Below are 18,141 nucleotides of genomic sequence, written 5' to 3' on the forward strand. Positions count from 1 at the left end.
GTTCAGCGTGCTGTACACGGTCACCGTGTCGCCCGCCGTGCCGGTGCCGCTGATGACCGGCGTGGTGTCGTCGCTGCTGCCGCCGCTCACCACGTTGCCCTGCACCTCGCCGACGTCGTCCGCGAAGCCGGTGATGGCCAGCCTGGTGGCGTCCGGCGCCGTGAAGTCCAGCGTCAGGTCAAACGCCGCCGAGGCCGGGCTGGTGTTGCCCGCCGCGTCCGTGGCCGTCACCGTGAAGCTGTGCGCGCCCTCCTTCAGCGTCGAGGTCGGCGTGAAGCTCCACGCGCCGTCCGCGCCCGCCGTGACGCTGCCCAGCAGCGTGCCGCCGTCATACACCCGCACCGTGCTGGCCGCCTCCGCCGTGCCGTTCAGGGTCGGCGTCGGGTCGTCGCTTACCGCCCCGCTCGCCAGCTCACCCTGCACGCTGCCCACGTCGTCCGCGGCGCCGCTGATGGCCGGCGCCGCCGGCGCCGTCAGGTCCAGCGTGAAGCTGAACGTCACCGCGTCGCTGACCACGCCCGCCGCGTCGGTCGACACCGCGCGCAGCGTGTGCGCCCCCTCCGCCAGCGCCGTCGCCGGCGTCAGGCTCCAGGTCCCGTTGCTCAGCACCGTGGCCGTGCCCAGCAGGGTCTCCCCGTCGTACACGCTCACCACGCTGCCCGCCTTGCCGGTGCCGTTCACCGTCGGGGTCGCGTCGTCCGTCACCCCGCCCGCCGCGATGTTGCCGGTCACGCTGCCCGCGTCGTCGGTGACGCTGGTGATCTGGATCAGGTTGCCGCTGGTGTCCACCGTCACCGTCAGGCCCGGCGTCGCCGCGCCGGTGTTGCCCGCCTCATCGGTCACGCTCACCGCCAGGGTGTGGTCGCCGTCGTCAAGCGCCGCCGCCGGCGTCCAGCTCCACGCCCCGTCCTCTGCGGCCGTGACCGTGGCCACCACCTGGCCGTTGTCGAGGATGTTCACCGTGGCGCCCGCCTCCGCGGTGCCGCTCAGGGTCGGGGTGCTGTCGTCGGTGGTGTCGCCGTCCGCCAGCGCGCCGGTCACGGCGCCCACGTCGTCGGTTACCACCAGGTCTGCCACCGCCGCCGGGGCCGCGGTGTCCACCGTCAGCGCCCACGCGCCGCTCTGCGGGCTCACCTGGCCCACGCCGTTCACCACGTCCGCCGTGAACGCGTGCTCACCGTCCGCCACCGCCTTCGCCGGCGTGAAGCTCCAGCTGCCGCTGGCGTCCGACGTCGTGCTGCCGATCAGCGTGCCGTTGTCGTAGACGCGCACCGTGACGCCGTTGCCCGCCGTGCCGTTCAGCGTCGGGGTGCTGTCGTTGGTCACCGCCCCCCTTCTGCAGGGTCTCGGTCACGCCCACGTCGTCGATCACCGTGTTAATGCTCGGCGCCGCCGGCGCGCCGGTGACCACCGTCACCGTGTAGGCCGGGGTCGGGCTGGTGCTGTTGCCCGCCGGATCGCTCTCCACCGCCGTGAGGCCGTGGGTGCCCGCCGCCAGGGCGTGGCTGCTGTCCACCGCCAGGCTCCAGCTGCCGTCCGCGCCCACCGTGGCGCTGCCCAGCACGCTCTGCGTGCCGTTCAGCGTGCTGTACACGGTCACCGTGTCGCCCGCCGTGCCGGTGCCGCTGATGACCGGCGTGGTGTCGTCGCTGCTGCCGCCGCTCACCACGTTGCCCTGCACCTCGCCGACGTCGTCCGCGAAGCCGGTGATGGCCAGCCTGGTGGCGTCCGGCGCCGTGAAGTCCAGCGTCAGGTCAAACGCCGCCGAGGCCGGGCTGGTGTTGCCCGCCGCGTCCGTGGCCGTCACGGTGAAGCTGTGCGCGCCCTCCTTCAGCGTCGAGGTCGGCGTGAAGCTCCACGCGCCGTCCGCGCCCGCCGTGACGCTGCCCAGCAGCGTGCCGCCGTCATACACCCGCACCGTGCTGGCCGCCTCCGCCGTGCCGTTCAGGGTCGGCGTCGGGTCGTCGCTTACCGCCCCGCTCGCCAGCTCGCCCTGCACGCTGCCCACGTCGTCCGCGGCGCCGCTGATGGCCGGCGCCGCCGGCGCCGTCAGGTCCAGCGTGAAGCTGAACGTCACCGCGTCGCTGACCACGCCCGCCGCGTCGGTCGAGACCGCGCGCAGCGTGTGCGCCCCCTCCGCCAGCGCCGTCGCCGGCGTCAGGCTCCAGGTCCCGTTGCTCAGCACCGTGGCCGTGCCCAGCAGGATCTCCCCGTCGTACACGCTCACCACGCTGCCCGCCTTGCCGGTGCCGTTCACCGTCGGCGTCGCGTCGTCCGTCACCCCGCCCGCCGCGATGTTGCCGGTCACGCTGCCCGCGTCGTCGGTGACGCTGGTGATCTGGATCAGGTTGCCGCTGGTGTCCACCGTGACGCTCACCGCCGCCGAGGCCGGGCTCTCGTTGCCCGCCGCGTCCGTGGCCGTCACCGTAATGCTGTGCGCGCCGTCGTCCAGCGCCGCATCCGGCGTCCAGCTCCACGCGCCGGTGGTGGCGTCCGCGGTCACCGAGCCGATGGCCCTGCCCCCGTCGTACACCGTGACCACCGCGCCCGCCTCCGCCGTGCCGCTCAGGGTCGGGGTGCTGTCGTCGGTGGTGTCGCCGTCCGCCAGCGCGCCGGTCACGGCACCCACGTCGTCGGTTACCACCAGGTCTGCCACCGCCGCCGGGGCCGCGGTGTCCACCGTCAGCGCCCACGCGCCGCTCTGCGGGCTCACCTGGCCCACGCCGTTCACCACGTCCGCCGTGAACGCGTGCTCACCGTCCGCCACGCCCCGCGACGGCGTGAAGCTCCAGCTGCCGCTGGCGTCCGACGTCGTGCTGCCGATCAGCGTGCCGTTGTCGTAGACGCGCACCGTGACGCCGTTGCCCGCCGTGCCGTTCAGCGTCGGGGTGCTGTCGTTGGTCACCGCCCCCTTCTGCAGGGTCTCGGTCACGCCCACGTCGTCGATCACCGTGTTGATGCTCGGCGCCGCCGGCGAACCGGTCACCACCGTCACCGTGTAGGCCGCGCTCGGGCTGGTGCTGTTGCCCGCCGGATCGCTCTCCACCGCCGTGAGGCCGTGGGTGCCCGCCGCCAGGGCGTGGCTGCTGTCCACCGCCAGGCTCCAGCTGCCGTCCGCGCCCACCGTGGCGCTGCCCAGCACGCTCTGCGTGCCGTTCAGCGTGCTGTACACGGTCACCGTGTCGCCCGCCGTGCCGGTGCCGCTGATGACCGGGGTCGTGTCGTCACTGCTGCTGCCGCTCACCACGTTGCCCTGCACCTCGCCGACGTCGTCCGCGAAGCCGGTGATGGCCAGCTTCGTGGCGTCCGGCGCCGTGAAGTCCAGCGTCAGGTCAAACGCCGCCGAGGCCGGGCTGGTGTTGCCCGCCGCGTCCGTGGCCGTCACGGTGAAGCTGTGCGCGCCCTCCTTCAGCGTCGAGGTCGGCGTGAAGCTCCATGCGCCGTCCGCGCCCGCCGTGACGCTGCCCAGCAGCGTGCCGCCGTCATACACCCGCACCGTGCTGGCCGCCTCCGCCGTACCGTTCAGGGTCGGCGTCGGGTCGTCGCTTACCGCCCCGCTCGCCAGCTCGCCCTGCACGCTGCCCACGTCGTCCGCGGCGCCGCTGATGGCCGGCGCCGCCGGCGCCGTCAGGTCCAGCGTGAAGCTGAACGTCACCGCGTCGCTGACCACGCCCGCCGCGTCGGTCGAGACCGCGCGCAGCGTGTGCGCCCCCTCCGCCAGCGCCGTCGCCGGCGTCAGGCTCCAGGTCCCGTTGCTCAGCACCGTGGCCGTGCCCAGCAGGATCTCCCCGTCGTACACGCTCACCACGCTGCCCGCCTTGCCGGTGCCGTTCACCGTCGGCGTCGCGTCGTCCGTCACCCCGCCCGCCGCGATGTTGCCGGTCACGCTGCCCGCGTCGTCGGTGACGCTGGTGATCTGGATCAGGTTGCCGCTGGTGTCCACCGTGACGCTCACCGCCGCCGAGGCCGGGCTCTCGTTGCCCGCCGCGTCCGTGGCCGTCACCGTAATGCTGTGCGCGCCGTCGTCCAGCGCCGCATCCGGCGTCCAGCTCCACGCGCCGGTGGTGGCGTCCGCGGTCACCGAGCCGATGGCCCTGCCCCCGTCGTACACCGTGACCACCGCGCCCGCCTCCGCCGTGCCGCTCAGGGTCGGCGTGCTGTCGTCGGTGGTGTCGCCGTCCGCCAGCGCGCCGGTCACGGCGCCCACGTCGTCGGTGATGACCAGGTCTGCCACCGCCGCCGGGGCCGCGGTGTCCACCGTCAGCGCCCACGCGCCGCTCTGCGGGCTCACCTGGCCCACGCCGTTCACCACGTCCGCCGTGAACGCGTGCTCACCGTCCGCCACCGCCTTCGCCGGCGTGAAGCTCCAGCTGCCGCTGGCGTCCGACGTCGTGCTGCCGATCAGCGTGCCGTTGTCGTAGACGCGCACCGTCACGCCGTTGCCCGCCGTGCCGTTCAGCGTCGGGGTGCTGTCGTTGGTCACCGCCCCCTTCTGCAGGGTCTCGGTCACGCCCACGTCGTCGATCACCGTGTTGATGCTCGGCGCCGCCGGCGAACCGGTGACCACCGTCACCGTGTAGGCCGCGCTCGGGCTGGTGCTGTTGCCCGCCGGATCGCTCTCCACCGCCGTGAGGCCGTGGGTGCCCGCCGCCAGGGCGTGGCTGCTGTCCACCGCCAGGCTCCAGCTGCCGTCCGCGCCCACCGTGGCGCTGCCCAGCACGCTCTGCGTGCCGTTCAGCGTGCTGTACACGGTCACCGTGTCGCCCGCCGTGCCGGTGCCGCTGATGACCGGCGTGGTGTCGTCGCTGCTGCCGCCGCTCACCACGTTGCCCTGCACCTCGCCGACGTCGTCCGCGAAGCCGGTAATGGCCAGCCTGGTGGCGTCCGGCGCCGTGAAGTCCAGCGTCAGGTCAAACGCCGCCGAGGCCGGGCTGGTGTTGCCCGCCGCGTCCGTGGCCGTCACCGTGAAGCTGTGCGCGCCCTCCTTCAGCGTCGAGGTCGGCGTGAAGCTCCATGCGCCGTCCGCGCCCGCCGTGACGCTGCCCAGCAGCGTGCCGCCGTCATACACCCGCACCGTGCTGGCCGCCTCCGCCGTGCCGTTCAGGGTCGGCGTCGGGTCGTCGCTTACCGCCCCGCTCGCCAGCTCACCCTGCACGCTGCCCACGTCGTCCGCGGCGCCGCTGATGGCCGGCGCCGCCGGCGCCGTCAGGTCCAGCGTGAAGCTGAACGTCACCGCGTCGCTGACCACGCCCGCCGCGTCGGTCGAGACCGCGCGCAGCGTGTGCGCCCCCTCCGCCAGCGCCGTCGCCGGCGTCAGGCTCCAGGTCCCGTTGCTCAGCACCGTGGCCGTGCCCAGCAGGATCTCCCCGTCGTACACGCTCACCACGCTGCCCGCCTTGCCGGTGCCGTTCACCGTCGGGGTCGCGTCGTCCGTCACCCCGCCCGCCGCGATGTTGCCGGTCACGCTGCCCGCGTCGTCGGTGACGCTGGTGATCTGGATCAGGTTGCCGCTGGTGTCCACCGTCACCGTCAGGCCCGGCGTCGCCGCGCCGGTGTTGCCCGCCTCATCGGTCACGCTTACCGCCAGGGTGTGGTCGCCGTCGTCAAGCGCCGCCGCCGGCGTCCAGCTCCACGCGCCGGTGGTGGCGTCCGCGGTCACCGAGCCGATGGCCCTGCCCCCGTCGTACACCGTGACCACCGCGCCCGCCTCCGCCGTGCCGCTCAGGGTCGGGGTGCTGTCGTCGGTGGTGTCGCCGTCCGCCAGCGCGCCGGTCACGGCGCCCACGTCGTCGGTTATCACCAGGTCTGCCACCGCCGCCGGGGCCGCGGTGTCCACCGTCAGCGCCCACGCGCCGCTCTGCGGGCTCACCTGGCCCACGCCGTTCACCACGTCCGCCGTGAACGCGTGCTCGCCGTCCGCCACCGCCTTCGCCGGCGTGAAGCTCCAGCTGCCGCTGGCGTCCGACGTCGTGCTGCCGATCAGCGTGCCGTTGTCGTAGACGCGCACCGTGACGCCGTTGCCCGCCGTGCCGTTCAGCGTCGGGGTGCTGTCGTTGGTCACCGCCCCCTTCTGCAGGGTCTCGGTCACGCCCACGTCGTCGATCACCGTGTTGATGCTCGGCGCCGCCGGCGCGCCGGTGACCACCGTCACCGTGTAGGCCGGGGTCGGGCTGGTGCTGTTGCCCGCCGGATCGCTCTCCACCGCCGTGAGGCCGTGGGTGCCCGCCGCCAGGGCGTGGCTGCTGTCCACCGCCAGGCTCCAGCTGCCGTCCGCGCCCACCGTGGCGCTGCCCAGCACGCTCTGCGTGCCGTTCAGCGTGCTGTACACGGTCACCGTGTCGCCCGCCGTGCCGGTGCCGCTGATGACCGGCGTGGTGTCGTCGCTGCTGCCGCCGCTCACCACGTTGCCCTGCACCTCGCCGACGTCGTCCGCGAAGCCGGTGATGGCCAGCCTGGTGGCGTCCGGCGCCGTGAAGTCCAGCGTCAGGTCAAACGCCGCCGAGGCCGGGCTGGTGTTGCCCGCCGCGTCCGTGGCCGTCACCGTGAAGCTGTGCGCGCCCTCCTTCAGCGTCGAGGTCGGCGTGAAGCTCCACGCGCCGTCCGCGCCCGCCGTGACGCTGCCCAGCAGCGTGCCGCCGTCATACACCCGCACCGTGCTGGCCGCCTCCGCCGTGCCGTTCAGGGTCGGCGTCGGGTCGTCGCTTACCGCCCCGCTCGCCAGCTCACCCTGCACGCTGCCCACGTCGTCCGCGGCGCCGCTGATGGCCGGCGCCGCCGGCGCCGTCAGGTCCAGCGTGAAGCTGAACGTCACCGCGTCGCTGACCACGCCCGCCGCGTCGGTCGAGACCGCGCGCAGCGTGTGCGCCCCCTCCGCCAGCGCCGTCGCCGGCGTCAGGCTCCAGGTCCCGTTGTTCAGCACCGTGGCCGTGCCCAGCAGGATCTCCCCGTCGTACACGCTCACCACGCTGCCCGCCTTGCCGGTGCCGTTCACCGTCGGCGTCGCGTCGTCCGTCACCCCGCCCGAAGCGATGTTGCCGGTCACGCTGCCCGCGTCGTCGGTGACGCTGGTGATCTGGATCAGGTTGCCACTGGTGTCCACCGTCACCGTCAGGCCCGGCGTCGCCGCGCCGGTGTTGCCCGCCTCATCGGTCACGCTTACCGCCAGGGTGTGGTCGCCGTCGTCAAGCGCCGCCGCCGGCGTCCAGCTCCACGCGCCGTCTTCGGCGGCCGTGACCGTGGCCACCACCTGGCCGTTGTCGAGGATGTTCACCGTGGCGCCCGCCTCCGCGGTGCCGCTCAGGGTCGGGGTGCTGTCGTCGGTGGTGTCGCCGTCCGCCAGCGCGCCGGTCACGGCGCCCACGTCGTCGGTGATGACCAGGTCTGCCACCGCCGCCGGGGCCGCGGTGTCCACCGTCAGCGGCCACGCGCCGCTCTGCGGGCTCACCTGGCCCACGCCGTTCACCACGTCCGCCGTGAACGCGTGCTCGCCGTCCGCCACCGCCTTCGCCGGCGTGAAGCTCCAGCTGCCGCTGGCGTCCGACGTCGTGCTGCCGATCAGCGTGCCGTTGTCGTAGACGCGCACCGTCACGCCGCCGCCCGCCGTGCCGTTCAGCGTCGGGGTGCTGTCGTTGGTCACCGCCCCCTTCTGCAGGGTCTCGGTCACGCCCACGTCGTCGATCACCGTGTTAATGCTCGGCGCCGCCGGCGCGCCGGTGACCACCGTCACCGTGTAGGCCGGGGTCGGGCTGGTGCTGTTGCCCGCCGGATCGCTCTCCACCGCCGTGAGGCCGTGGGTGCCCGCCGCCAGGGCGTGGCTGCTGTCCACCGCCAGGCTCCAGCTGCCGTCCGCGCCCACCGTGGCGCTGCCCAGCACGCTCTGCGTGCCGTTCAGCGTGCTGTACACGGTCACCGTGTCGCCCGCCGTGCCGGTGCCGCTGATGACCGGCGTGGTGTCGTCGCTGCTGCCGCCGCTCACCACGTTGCCCTGCACCTCACCGACGTCGTCCGCGAAGCCGGTGATGGCCAGGCTTGAGGCGTCTGGTGGAGTAGTGTCGGTAGTGAAGCCGATAGTGTCTGATGGAACACTGGTGTTGCCTGCTTTATCCGTTTCGGTGGTATGGATACTGTGACTGCCATCCGCCATTGTCGCTTCTGGCGTCCAGCTCCAGTTACCGTCTGCATCGATGATGGTGGAACCGATGACTTGATCGTTGTCGTAAATGACAACAGTGTTACCCGCTTCGCCCTTGCCGGAGAAAGCAGGCTGACCATCATCTGTCAGACCATCGTTCAGGATTGGACCTGTCACGTTACCTGCGTCATCAATCGCAACAGGTGCAGCCGCTTTTTCAGGCGCAATAGTATCGATTGTGATGACTTCAGCTTCTGTCGGCGCGCTGCTGTTACCGGCAGGATCGGTCTCCACGGTATTGATGCTGTGCGAACCGTCCGCCATCGGCGCGTCCGGCGTGAAGCTCCAACTGCCGTCCGCGTCTACAACGACGGAGCCGATCGGCTGGTCATTGTCGTAGATCACTACGGTGTTGCCCGCTTCGCCTTTACCAGAAATTGCCGGCTGTGCGTCGTTCGTTGCACCACCGTTGTCGATGATATTACCCGCACCATCTGTAATGGTCGGCATCTCCCCCTGGTCTGGGGCAGTGGTGTCGACCGTGATCGCTACCGCATCCGTCGGCGCGCTGGTGTTGCCCGCCACGTCAGTTTCGGTGGTGTGGATGCTGTGCTCACCCTCGGCCAGCGGCGCGTCCGGCGTAAAGCTCCAGTTACCGTCGGCATCCACCACTACCGAGCCGATCGGCTGGTCGTTGTCGTAGATGGTGACGGTGCTGCCCGCCTCGCCCTTTCCGGCCAGTTCCGGCTGTGTATCGTCGGTCGAGTCTCCGCCGCTGAGCGGGCCCGTGATATTCCCGACGTTATCAGTGATGGTCGGTGCGGCTGCTTTCTCAGGCGCAGTGGTGTCGACCGTGATCGCTACCGCATCTGTCGGCGCGCTGGTGTTGCCCGCCGCGTCGGTTTCGGTAGTGTGGATGCTGTGCTCACCTTCGGCCAGCGGCGCGTCCGGCGTAAAGCTCCAGCTGCCATCTGCGTCCACCACTACCGAGCCGATCGGCTGGTCGTTGTCGTAGATGGTGACGGTGCTGCCCGCCTCGCCCTTTCCGGCCAGTTCCGGCTGTGTATCGTCGGTCGAGTCTCCGCCGCTGAGCGGGCCCGTGATATTCCCGACGTTATCAGTGATGGTCGGTGCGGCTGCTTTCTCAGGCGCAGTGGTATCGACCGTGATCGCTACCGCATCCGTCGGCGCGCTGATGTTGCCAGCCACGTCAGTTTCGGTCGTGTGAATGCTGTGCTCACCTTCGGCCAGCGGTGCGTCCGGCGTCCAGCTCCAGTTACCGTCTGCGTCCACAACTGTGGAACCGATCGGCTGATCGTTGTCGTATATGGTGACGATACTGCCCGCCTCGCCCTTTCCGGCCAGCTCCGGCTGTGCATCATCGGTCGAGTCTCCGCCGCTGAGCGGGCCCGTGATGTCACCCACGTTATCGGTAATAGTCGGTGCGGCCGCTTTCTCTGGGGCAACGGTGTCAATTGTGATTTCATTGGCCGCCGTCGGCGCGCTGCTGTTGCCCGCCGGATCGGTCTCCACGGTATTGATGCTGTGCGAGCCGTCCGCCACCGGCGCGTCCGGCGTGAAGCTCCAGCTGCCGTCTGCGTCCACAACCACGGAGCCGATCGGCTGGTCGTTGTCATAGATGACCACTGTGTTGCCCGCTTCGCCCTCGCCGGAAATGGTCGGCTGCGCCTCGTTGGTCGCGCTGCCGTTGTCGATGACGTTGCCTGCACCGTCTGTGATGATCGGTACGCCGCCCTGGTCAGGCGCAGTGGTATCGACCGTGATCGCTACCGCATCCGTCGGCACGCTGATGTTGCCAGCCACGTCAGTTTCGGTCGTGTGAATGCTGTGCTCACCTTCGGCCAGCGGTGCGTCCGGCGTCCAGCTCCAGTTACCGTCTGCGTCCACAACTGTGGAACCGATCGGCTGATCGTTGTCGTATATGGTGACGATACTGCCCGCCTCGCCCTTTCCGGCCAGCTCCGGCTGTGCATCATCGGTCGAGTCCCCGCCGTTAAGTGGGCCCGTAATATCACCCACGTTATCGATGATCGTCGGGGCGTCCGCTTTCTCAGGTGCAACGGTGTCAATTGTGATTTCATTGGCCGCCGTCGGCGCGCTGCTGTTGCCCGCCGGATCGGTCTCCACGGTATTGATGCTGTGCGAACCGTCTGCCATCGGCGCATCCGGCGTGAAGCTCCAGCTGCCGTCCGCGTCCACCACCACGGAGCCGATAGGCTGGTCGTTGTCGTAGATGACCACGGTGTTGCCCGCTTCACCCTCGCCGGAAATGGTCGGCTGCGCCTCGTTGGTCGCCCCGCCGTTATCGATAACGTTGCCTGCGCCGTCCGTGATGATCGGCGTAACTGCGCTCGGCACCACGGTGTCGATGGTGATCACCTCGGCCGCCGTCGGCGCGCTGCTGTTGCCCGCCGGATCGGTCTCCACGGTATTGATGCTGTGCGAGCCGTCCGCCATCGGCGCGTCCGGCGTGAAGCTCCAGCTGCCGTCCGCGTCCACCACCACGGAGCCGATAGGCTGGTCGTTGTCATAGATGACCACGGTGTTGCCCGCTTCACCCTCGCCGGAAATGGTCGGCTGCGCCTCGTTGGTCGCCCCGCCGTTATCGATGACGTTGCCCGCGCCGTCCGTGATGGTCGGTGTAACTGCGCTCGGCACCACGGTGTCGATGGTGATCACCTCGGCCGCCGTCGGCGCGCTGCTGTTGCCCGCCGGATCGGTCTCCACGGTATTGATGCTGTGCGAGCCGTCCGCCATCGGCGCGTCCGGCGTGAAGCTCCAGCTGCCGTCTGCGTCCACCACCACGGAGCCGATAGGCTGGTCGTTGTCGTAGATGACCACGGTGTTGCCCGCTTCGCCCTCGCCGGAAATGGTCGGCTGCGCCTCGTTGGTCGCCCCGCCGTTGTCGATAACGTTGCCTGCGCCGTCCGTGATGGTCGGCGTAACTGCGCTCGGTACCACGGTGTCGATGGTGATGACCTCGGCCTCACTCGGCGTGCTGCTGTTGCCGGCCGGATCGGTCTCCACGGTATTGATGCTGTGCGAGCCGTCCGCCATCGGCGCGTCCGGCGTGAAGCTCCAGCTGCCGTCTGCGTCCACAACCACGGAGCCGATCGGCTGATCGTTGTCGTAGATGACCACGGTGTTGCCCGCTTCACCCTCGCCGGAAATGGTCGGCTGCGCCTCGTTGGTCGCGCCGCCGTTGTCGATGACGTTGCCCGCGCCGTCCGTGATGGTCGGCGTAACTGCGCTCGGTACCACGGTGTCGATGGTGATCACCTCGGCCGCCGTCGGCGCGCTGCTGTTGCCGGCCGGATCGGTCTCCACGGTATTGATGCTGTGCGAACCGTCCGCCATCGGCGCGTCCGGCGTGAAGCTCCAGCTGCCGTCCGGACCTACTACAACGGAGCCGATCGGCTGATCGTTGTCGTAGATGACCACGGTGTTGCCCGCTTCGCCCTCGCCGGAAATCGTCGGCTGCGCCTCGTTGGTCGCGCCGCCGTTGTCGATGACGTTGCCCGCACCGTCGGTGATGGTCGGCACCACGGCACTTGGCACTATGGTGTCGATGGTGATGACTTCAGCCTCACTCGGCGTGCTGCTGTTGCCCGCCGGATCGGTCTCCACGGTGTGGATGCTGTGCGAACCGTCCGCCATCGGCGCATCCGGCGTGAAGCTCCAGCTGCCGTCAGCGTCCACCACCACGGAGCCGATCGGCTGATCGTTGTCATAGATGACCACGGTGTTGCCCGCTTCGCCCTTGCCGGAAATCGTCGGCTGCGCCTCGTTGGTTGCACCGCCGCCATCGATAACGTTACCTGCACCATCTGTAATGGTCGGTACAGTCGACTGAGCGGGTGGCGTGGTGTCGACGACAATCGTAATAGCGTCTGAAGCATCGCTGACATTACCAGCAGGATCGGTTTCCGTGGTGTCCAGTGCATGCGAACCATCTGCCATCGGAGTAACTGGCGTCCAGCTCCATTTTCCGTTCGCATCAATAGTGGTAGAACCAATGGCAGTGCCATTGTCGTAAATGGTTATAACGTTGCCTGCTGTTCCCTGACCTGAAATCTGAGGCATTGATTCGTCTGTGATTGCGCCGTCTGTCAGCGCACCTTTGACGGGACCCGTATTATCGGTAATCTGTCCGATGCCCTGGCTTTGCGGCGGCGTAACCGCTGGAGATGAGGAGTCATCATCTTTATTGTAATGGTGTGCTATCGCTGCACCTGCACCAATAGCACCTGCTCCTGCGAGTAAGGCGAATAATGGATATAAATTATTGCTGTCTTCCTGTGCCACCACATAAGGTGCCCCAGGGCCAAGGGAATCGCCGCCCAGCGCAACAGGAGATAACTGCCCGTCAGCAATCAGATAGCCTGTCTCATAGCTTTCGCCTGAAACAGGAATGTAGGGATAAACCATGCCATCTTCGGCCATTCCCAGCAAAACAGGTGGATGACCATCATGCTTAGCATAGTAATCTTCGAGTATCAGAGAGGGCTGAGAATCGCCCTCCTGAATAACGACTAAATCATTGCCCACGCGTTTAAGTGTGACGTTTTCAGGGGCAAAATCATTCGCTTCATTCTTAAGCAGATACTGGCTTCCTGGCTTAACAACCATTTTAGCCGGATGCGAACTACTTGCGGTTACGTTCTGATTTTTCCCATCAGCATGGTGCGTTATGAGAACAATGTTTTTCTCACTCATAAAAATTTATTCCTTATTAATGGAGAATTCCTGTCAATTTTTTTCAATTTTTTAGCTGAGAGCAGTTCATTCTTTTGCAGAGTTGCTATTTCGTCCGAACAAAGATTTAAGAACAATAAAGCACAGCGACTGGCCTGAATAACCAATCGAAAGCTTTCGGTCTGATAACGTAAAGATTGTCCTGCCCTGTCAAAAAATCACTTCACTAACCTGGATGGAAAACTGCCTGCCTTTAATAGCATCCAGACAAAATGGTATCTTTTGAGAAGGCTTTAATTATTTCGAGCAATAATTTTTAACATTATCGTAATGGCGACTAACCTCCATCAGAACAGGAATTTCCGTTGTAAGGCAAAGCTTTCAGTTGCCAGCCTTTGATACCGAGCTTGCGCAGAATATTGGACTTATGAGCACTGATTGTTTTTTCGCTGCGCGAGAGCCTTAACGATATTGCTTTATTGCTTTCGCCTGACTGACACAGCTTTAATATTTCACGTTCACGCCGTGTTAATCCTGCCTTTTGATACATCTCTTCATAGACCTCTTTGTCAGACTCAAACACGTCCCATGAACAGCAATAGCCGCCAGCAGCGACGATGGTTATTGCCGAGACAAAGAAATCTACGTTGCTGACCTGATTAATCATGCCGCGAAAACTGGGTAACTCAATGCGCAGTCGATTGTATAGTGCATTGTTAGCTGATAATCCCAGGATCGGCGTATCAACTCCTGAAAGCGGACGTATCGGCTCATGCAAATCAGGCTGTTGTTCGATACTTTCACAATCAATCAAAATGATGTCGTAACGCTTTTTCATCAATGCCTGTCGGACTTCACTTATGGGATAAAGTAAAACCTCATCATCAGGAAACCGAATATTTAAAACGTGAAAAACGCCCTGACACATAATGCTTTCGTTAGCTAAATACAATATATTCATGAATGATCCGATAATTCATAACAAACTAATCACTTGCGCTATCAGATGACAACGCCAGGTCAGTATTGTTCTTTGATTACGTTACCAGTCAGGAGCTTTCTCATTAACTATGTGTTTCATTAACTAGCGGCGAAATACCCTAACCCCGATGTAAAACCTATTAAAACAACCAATTTCTAAACACTCTCTCAGTAGTGATTACAGTTACTCGCAGACCCGTAATAGGACTGTAAGATTCACTACTGTTTTTTATATGGATATTTTCAGGCTAAGAAGACCATTTCCACGATAAATTGTCAATATATCGACAACTTACAAATATGCAAAAAACGCACTCAAAAAAGAACTAAGCATTTGCTCATAAGCATTCAATTATTAACAGTATTAATCCTGCCGGCTTTATCCAGTAAATTAGCTGGATATCTAAATGAAACTATTAATATCATTTTAAAATTGCATGTTTGATTGTTGTTAATTATCTGGACGACATTGAATCCATACAGTCGACGACTATCCCCTTCCGGCAAGCGTTTACTGCCTCGCTCAATGGTTTTATGGCGCTTGATGTGAAATTATCTCAGCATTGTCTTCTTCCGCTCTCAGGAATACCTCCCTATAGATTAATTCAATGTTGAGGGTAGTTGCGGGGGGAATCGTTCAGTATGGTTTATTTTTACTGACAGGCAGCAGCAAAGGCGGAGATGTTAATATTGACAAAAAATGACTAAAAAGCAGAGGGGTTTCACAATTTTAGCTCAGCTTACAGAATGGCTTTTTTATCAGACATAAACTTACAAACTGATTATTTTTGCTTAGTCACATTGCGGTAATGAACCAGATCTCTATAGGGCGAAAAAATCTCTGTCAGAATCGCTTAAGGCGCAATGCTATTAGTGTCTGGATGAATACCTCCTGTCAAAAAGACCGCGTTTTTCAACGTGTGTTCAGCACAGGGATGCTTTTGCATAGCTTACCACCACTTAAATCTGTCTGATTATTACTTATATTCTTTCACTGAGACGATCGTATCTTCAGTCTTAATGAATAACCGGGTGACATTAACCGACGCTGGTTACGTTTATCATACCGGCCTGTCCGCCCGGGACGCTTAATCTGTAATCAGCAGCCGACAAACTGAAGAAGCAGTTACAGATAGGGACTTTCCAGCCCACATCCGGATAAAGAAAAGGCCGCCATCGTGATGATGACGGCCTCATTTATTGCCGGTTACTTGCCTTCCAGTACCCGGATATCCGCACTGCCCAGCCGATCTTTCTCATCTTTACGCAGCGCAGCGACCTGTTTCGCGCTGACCTGCTCCGACGCCTTGTTGCCCCAGCTGTTGCGCACGAAGTTCACCACGTCCGCCACCTGCTGGTCGTTCAGACGCCAGCCGAATGCCGGCATGGTAATGGTCGACGGCGCGCCGTTCACGCCAGGCAACTGTCCGCCCACCAGCACGATATGGATCAGTGAGGTCGGGTCATCCGCCATGACGACCGGATTGCCGCGCAGCGCCGGATAGAAGCGTTTATAGCCGCTGCCATCGGTCTTATGGCACGCCGCACAGCTGTCGACGTAGGTCGCCGCACCGGTCTGGCTGTCATCGCCACGCCACAGCGCTTTTGCCGTGGCATCATCCACACTGAACACCGCCTGATGCGGGTCTTTTGCGCCCAGCGACTTCAGATAGCGTGCAATAGCGGTGATATCGGACTCGCTAAGGTGCTGCAGACTGTGTTCCACCACGTCGGTCATACCACCGAACGCAGCGGTCTGATCGTTGCGGCCATAACGCAGGAACTGACGCAGGTCCTCTTCGCTCCAGCGCCCTAATCCATCACGGTTATCGCCACGCAGGTTGCTGGCGGTCCAGCCATCAATCGGTGCGCTGCTGCCCGCCAGATAGTCACTGCCCTCTTCGTTGGTCAGCGCCTTCTCCTGCATAGTGATGCTACGCGGCGTGTGACAGGCCCCGCAGTGGCCCAGTCCTTCAACCAGATAGCGACCCCGCGCCACCACCGGATCTTCCTGAGCGGCAGGCTCGAACGCTTTTACGTCGGGCGCAAAAATGCCGCGCCAGATCGCCAACGGCCAGCGCATCGACAGCGGCCAGGGAATATCACTCTCCCGGTTGGGCTGACCGACCGGCGCAACGCCATGCATGAAGTAAGCGTAAAGCGCCTTCATGTCCTCATCGCTGACCACCGCGTAGGAGGGGAATGGCATCGCCGGATAGAGCGTATCGCCATTTTTCGCGACGCCGTGACGCACCGCTTTCTGGAAGTCGTCGTAGCTGTATTCGCCAATGCCGGTGTCGCGATCGGGCGTGATGTTGGTGGAGTAGATGGTGCCAATCGGTGTCGCCATCGGCAGACCGCCGGCAAACGCCGCGCCGCCTTTGCTGGTGTGGCAAGCCACACAGTCACCGGCACGCGCCAGATATTCACCCCGTTTAACCAGATCGTCCTGACTGCTGTCCGCCAGGGCGGCGAACGACAGGGAGCCGAGAATCAGAGCCAGAATGCCATTTTTCATCGCCATATCCTTATGCCTGCACCAGTGGGCCGGGGTTTTTCAGGTAGTGTTCGCGAATCGCTTTGGCTGACCAGTAGGTCAGCGCCGCCACCATGCCGGTCGGGTTATAACCCAGTCCCTGCGGGAAGGCGGATGCGCCCGGAACAAACACATTCGGCACGTCCCAGCTTTGCAGATAACGGTTCACCGCACTGGTTTTAGGATCGTCGCCCATGATCGCCCCGCCACTGATGTGGGTGGTCTGATACACCGTCGAGTCAAAATGGGTGCCCGGCTTTTTCGCGCCGCCGATGATCATCTTCGGATTCATCGCTTCCGCGATATTGCGCATCTTGCCGACCATAAACTGCGCCATTTTGATGTCGTTCTCCTGCCAGTCAAAGGTCATGCGCAGCAGTGGCTGTCCATAGGCATCTTTGTAGTTGGGATCGAGATCGAGGTAGTTGGCGCGATAGGACTGGTGCGCGCCGTGCGCATCCATCGACAGATGGTGGGTGTAGGTATCCGCCACCGCCGCTTTCCATTTGCTGCCCCAGTTAGGTGTACCCGTCGGCACCGGCAGACCGGAGATCGGTTTGGTACCTGCCTGGTTAACCCAGAATGGCGAACCGCCGACAAAGCCCAGCGGCCCGTGATCGAAGTTATCCGCGTTGAAATCATCAACCGCTACGCCTGCACCACCCGCGCCGATAAACGGATTGGTAGTGGTGTTCTTATCAAACAGCGCCTTGAGCGTAGAGAGATTCTGATAGGCGAAGTTGCGGCCTACGGTGCCTTCGTTGGTGATTGGGTTGTAGGGTTTACCAATGCCTGACAGCAGCATCAGGTGAACATTGTGGAACTGGAAGGCGGAAAGGATCACCAGATCAGCAGGCTGAACCTGCTCACGACCCTGACCATCCACATAGGTCACGCCGGTTGCGCGCGTTTTGTCATCGCTGAGATTGACCCGCAGTACATAAGAGTTGTTGCGCAGCTCAAACTTCGGCTCCTGACGCAGCGCGGGCAGGATGTTGACGTTAGGCGACGCTTTGGAATACATGTAGCAGGCGTAGCCGCTGCAGTAACCGCAGAAATTGCACGGCCCCATCTGCGCGCCATAGGTATTGGTATAAGGACCCGAAGTATTGGCGGACGGCAGATCGTAAGGGTGATAACCAACCGACTCGGCCGCCTGAGCAAACAGCTGTGATGAATAGGTGCGCTTTTGCGCGGGCAGCGGGAAGTTATCGGAGCGATCCGGCGCAAACGGGTTGCCGCCTTTATCTTTGCCGACCACTTTCCCCTTGATGCTCCAGGCGCTGCCGGAAGTGCCAAAGACTTTTTCTGCTTTGTCGAAAAACGGCTCCAGCTCATCGTAGCTGACGCCAAAATCCTGAATCGTCATGCCTTCCGGGATGAAGTTCTTGCCGTAGCGCTCTTCGTAATGGCTGCGCATCCGCAGTTCAACCGGATCGACACGGAAATGGACGCCGGACCAGTGCAGGCCCGCGCCGCCAGTACCGGTGCCGGGCAGAAACGCCGCCAGCTGGCGATAGGGAACGGCCGTCTGCGAAGCGTCATGACGAATGGTCACGGTGCTTTTCGACAGATCCTGGAACAGCTTTTTGCGGATGTTATAGGTCAGCTCATCAATTGACTGCGGATAAGAGCCATCAGGATAGGTGTCGCGATGCGGTCCGCGCTCCAGCGCCAGCACGTTAAGGCCCGCTTCGGTCAGCTCTTTGGCCATAATTGCGCCTGCCCAGCCGAAGCCGACAATCACCGCATCCACTTTTTTCATTTCGTTAGCCAT

Annotated in this window: 4 protein-coding genes and 1 pseudogene; all 5 read right to left on the reverse strand. The window is 63.8% G+C overall.

Features of this window, described 5'->3' with window-relative positions:
- Positions 1–6 precede the first annotated feature (6 nt).
- A pseudogene (locus tag EGO56_RS22550) lies at positions 7–1,272 on the reverse strand (Ig-like domain-containing protein); the annotation flags it as partial.
- Positions 1,175–12,868, reverse strand: coding sequence for an Ig-like domain-containing protein (locus tag EGO56_RS17590; RefSeq protein ID WP_135910391.1), 11,694 nt, complete (start codon positions 12,866–12,868; stop codon positions 1,175–1,177). The gene EGO56_RS17590 and the pseudogene EGO56_RS22550, both read right to left, overlap by 98 nt.
- A gap of 316 nt (positions 12,869–13,184) precedes the next feature.
- Positions 13,185–13,808: a response regulator transcription factor gene (locus tag EGO56_RS17595; protein WP_135910392.1), complete on the reverse strand. Its 624-nt coding sequence runs from the start codon at positions 13,806–13,808 to the stop codon at positions 13,185–13,187.
- A 1,227-nt stretch (positions 13,809–15,035) separates the two neighbouring features.
- Positions 15,036–16,346: a c-type cytochrome gene (locus EGO56_RS17600; protein WP_135910393.1), complete on the reverse strand. Its 1,311-nt coding sequence runs from the start codon at positions 16,344–16,346 to the stop codon at positions 15,036–15,038.
- A 10-nt stretch (positions 16,347–16,356) separates the two neighbouring features.
- Complete coding sequence (locus EGO56_RS17605) at positions 16,357–18,141, reverse strand: GMC family oxidoreductase (protein WP_135910394.1); 1,785 nt, start codon at positions 18,139–18,141, stop codon at positions 16,357–16,359.

Origin of the sequence: Pantoea vagans, assembly GCF_004792415.1 — a bacterium.
Taxonomy (GTDB): domain Bacteria; phylum Pseudomonadota; class Gammaproteobacteria; order Enterobacterales; family Enterobacteriaceae; genus Pantoea; species Pantoea vagans.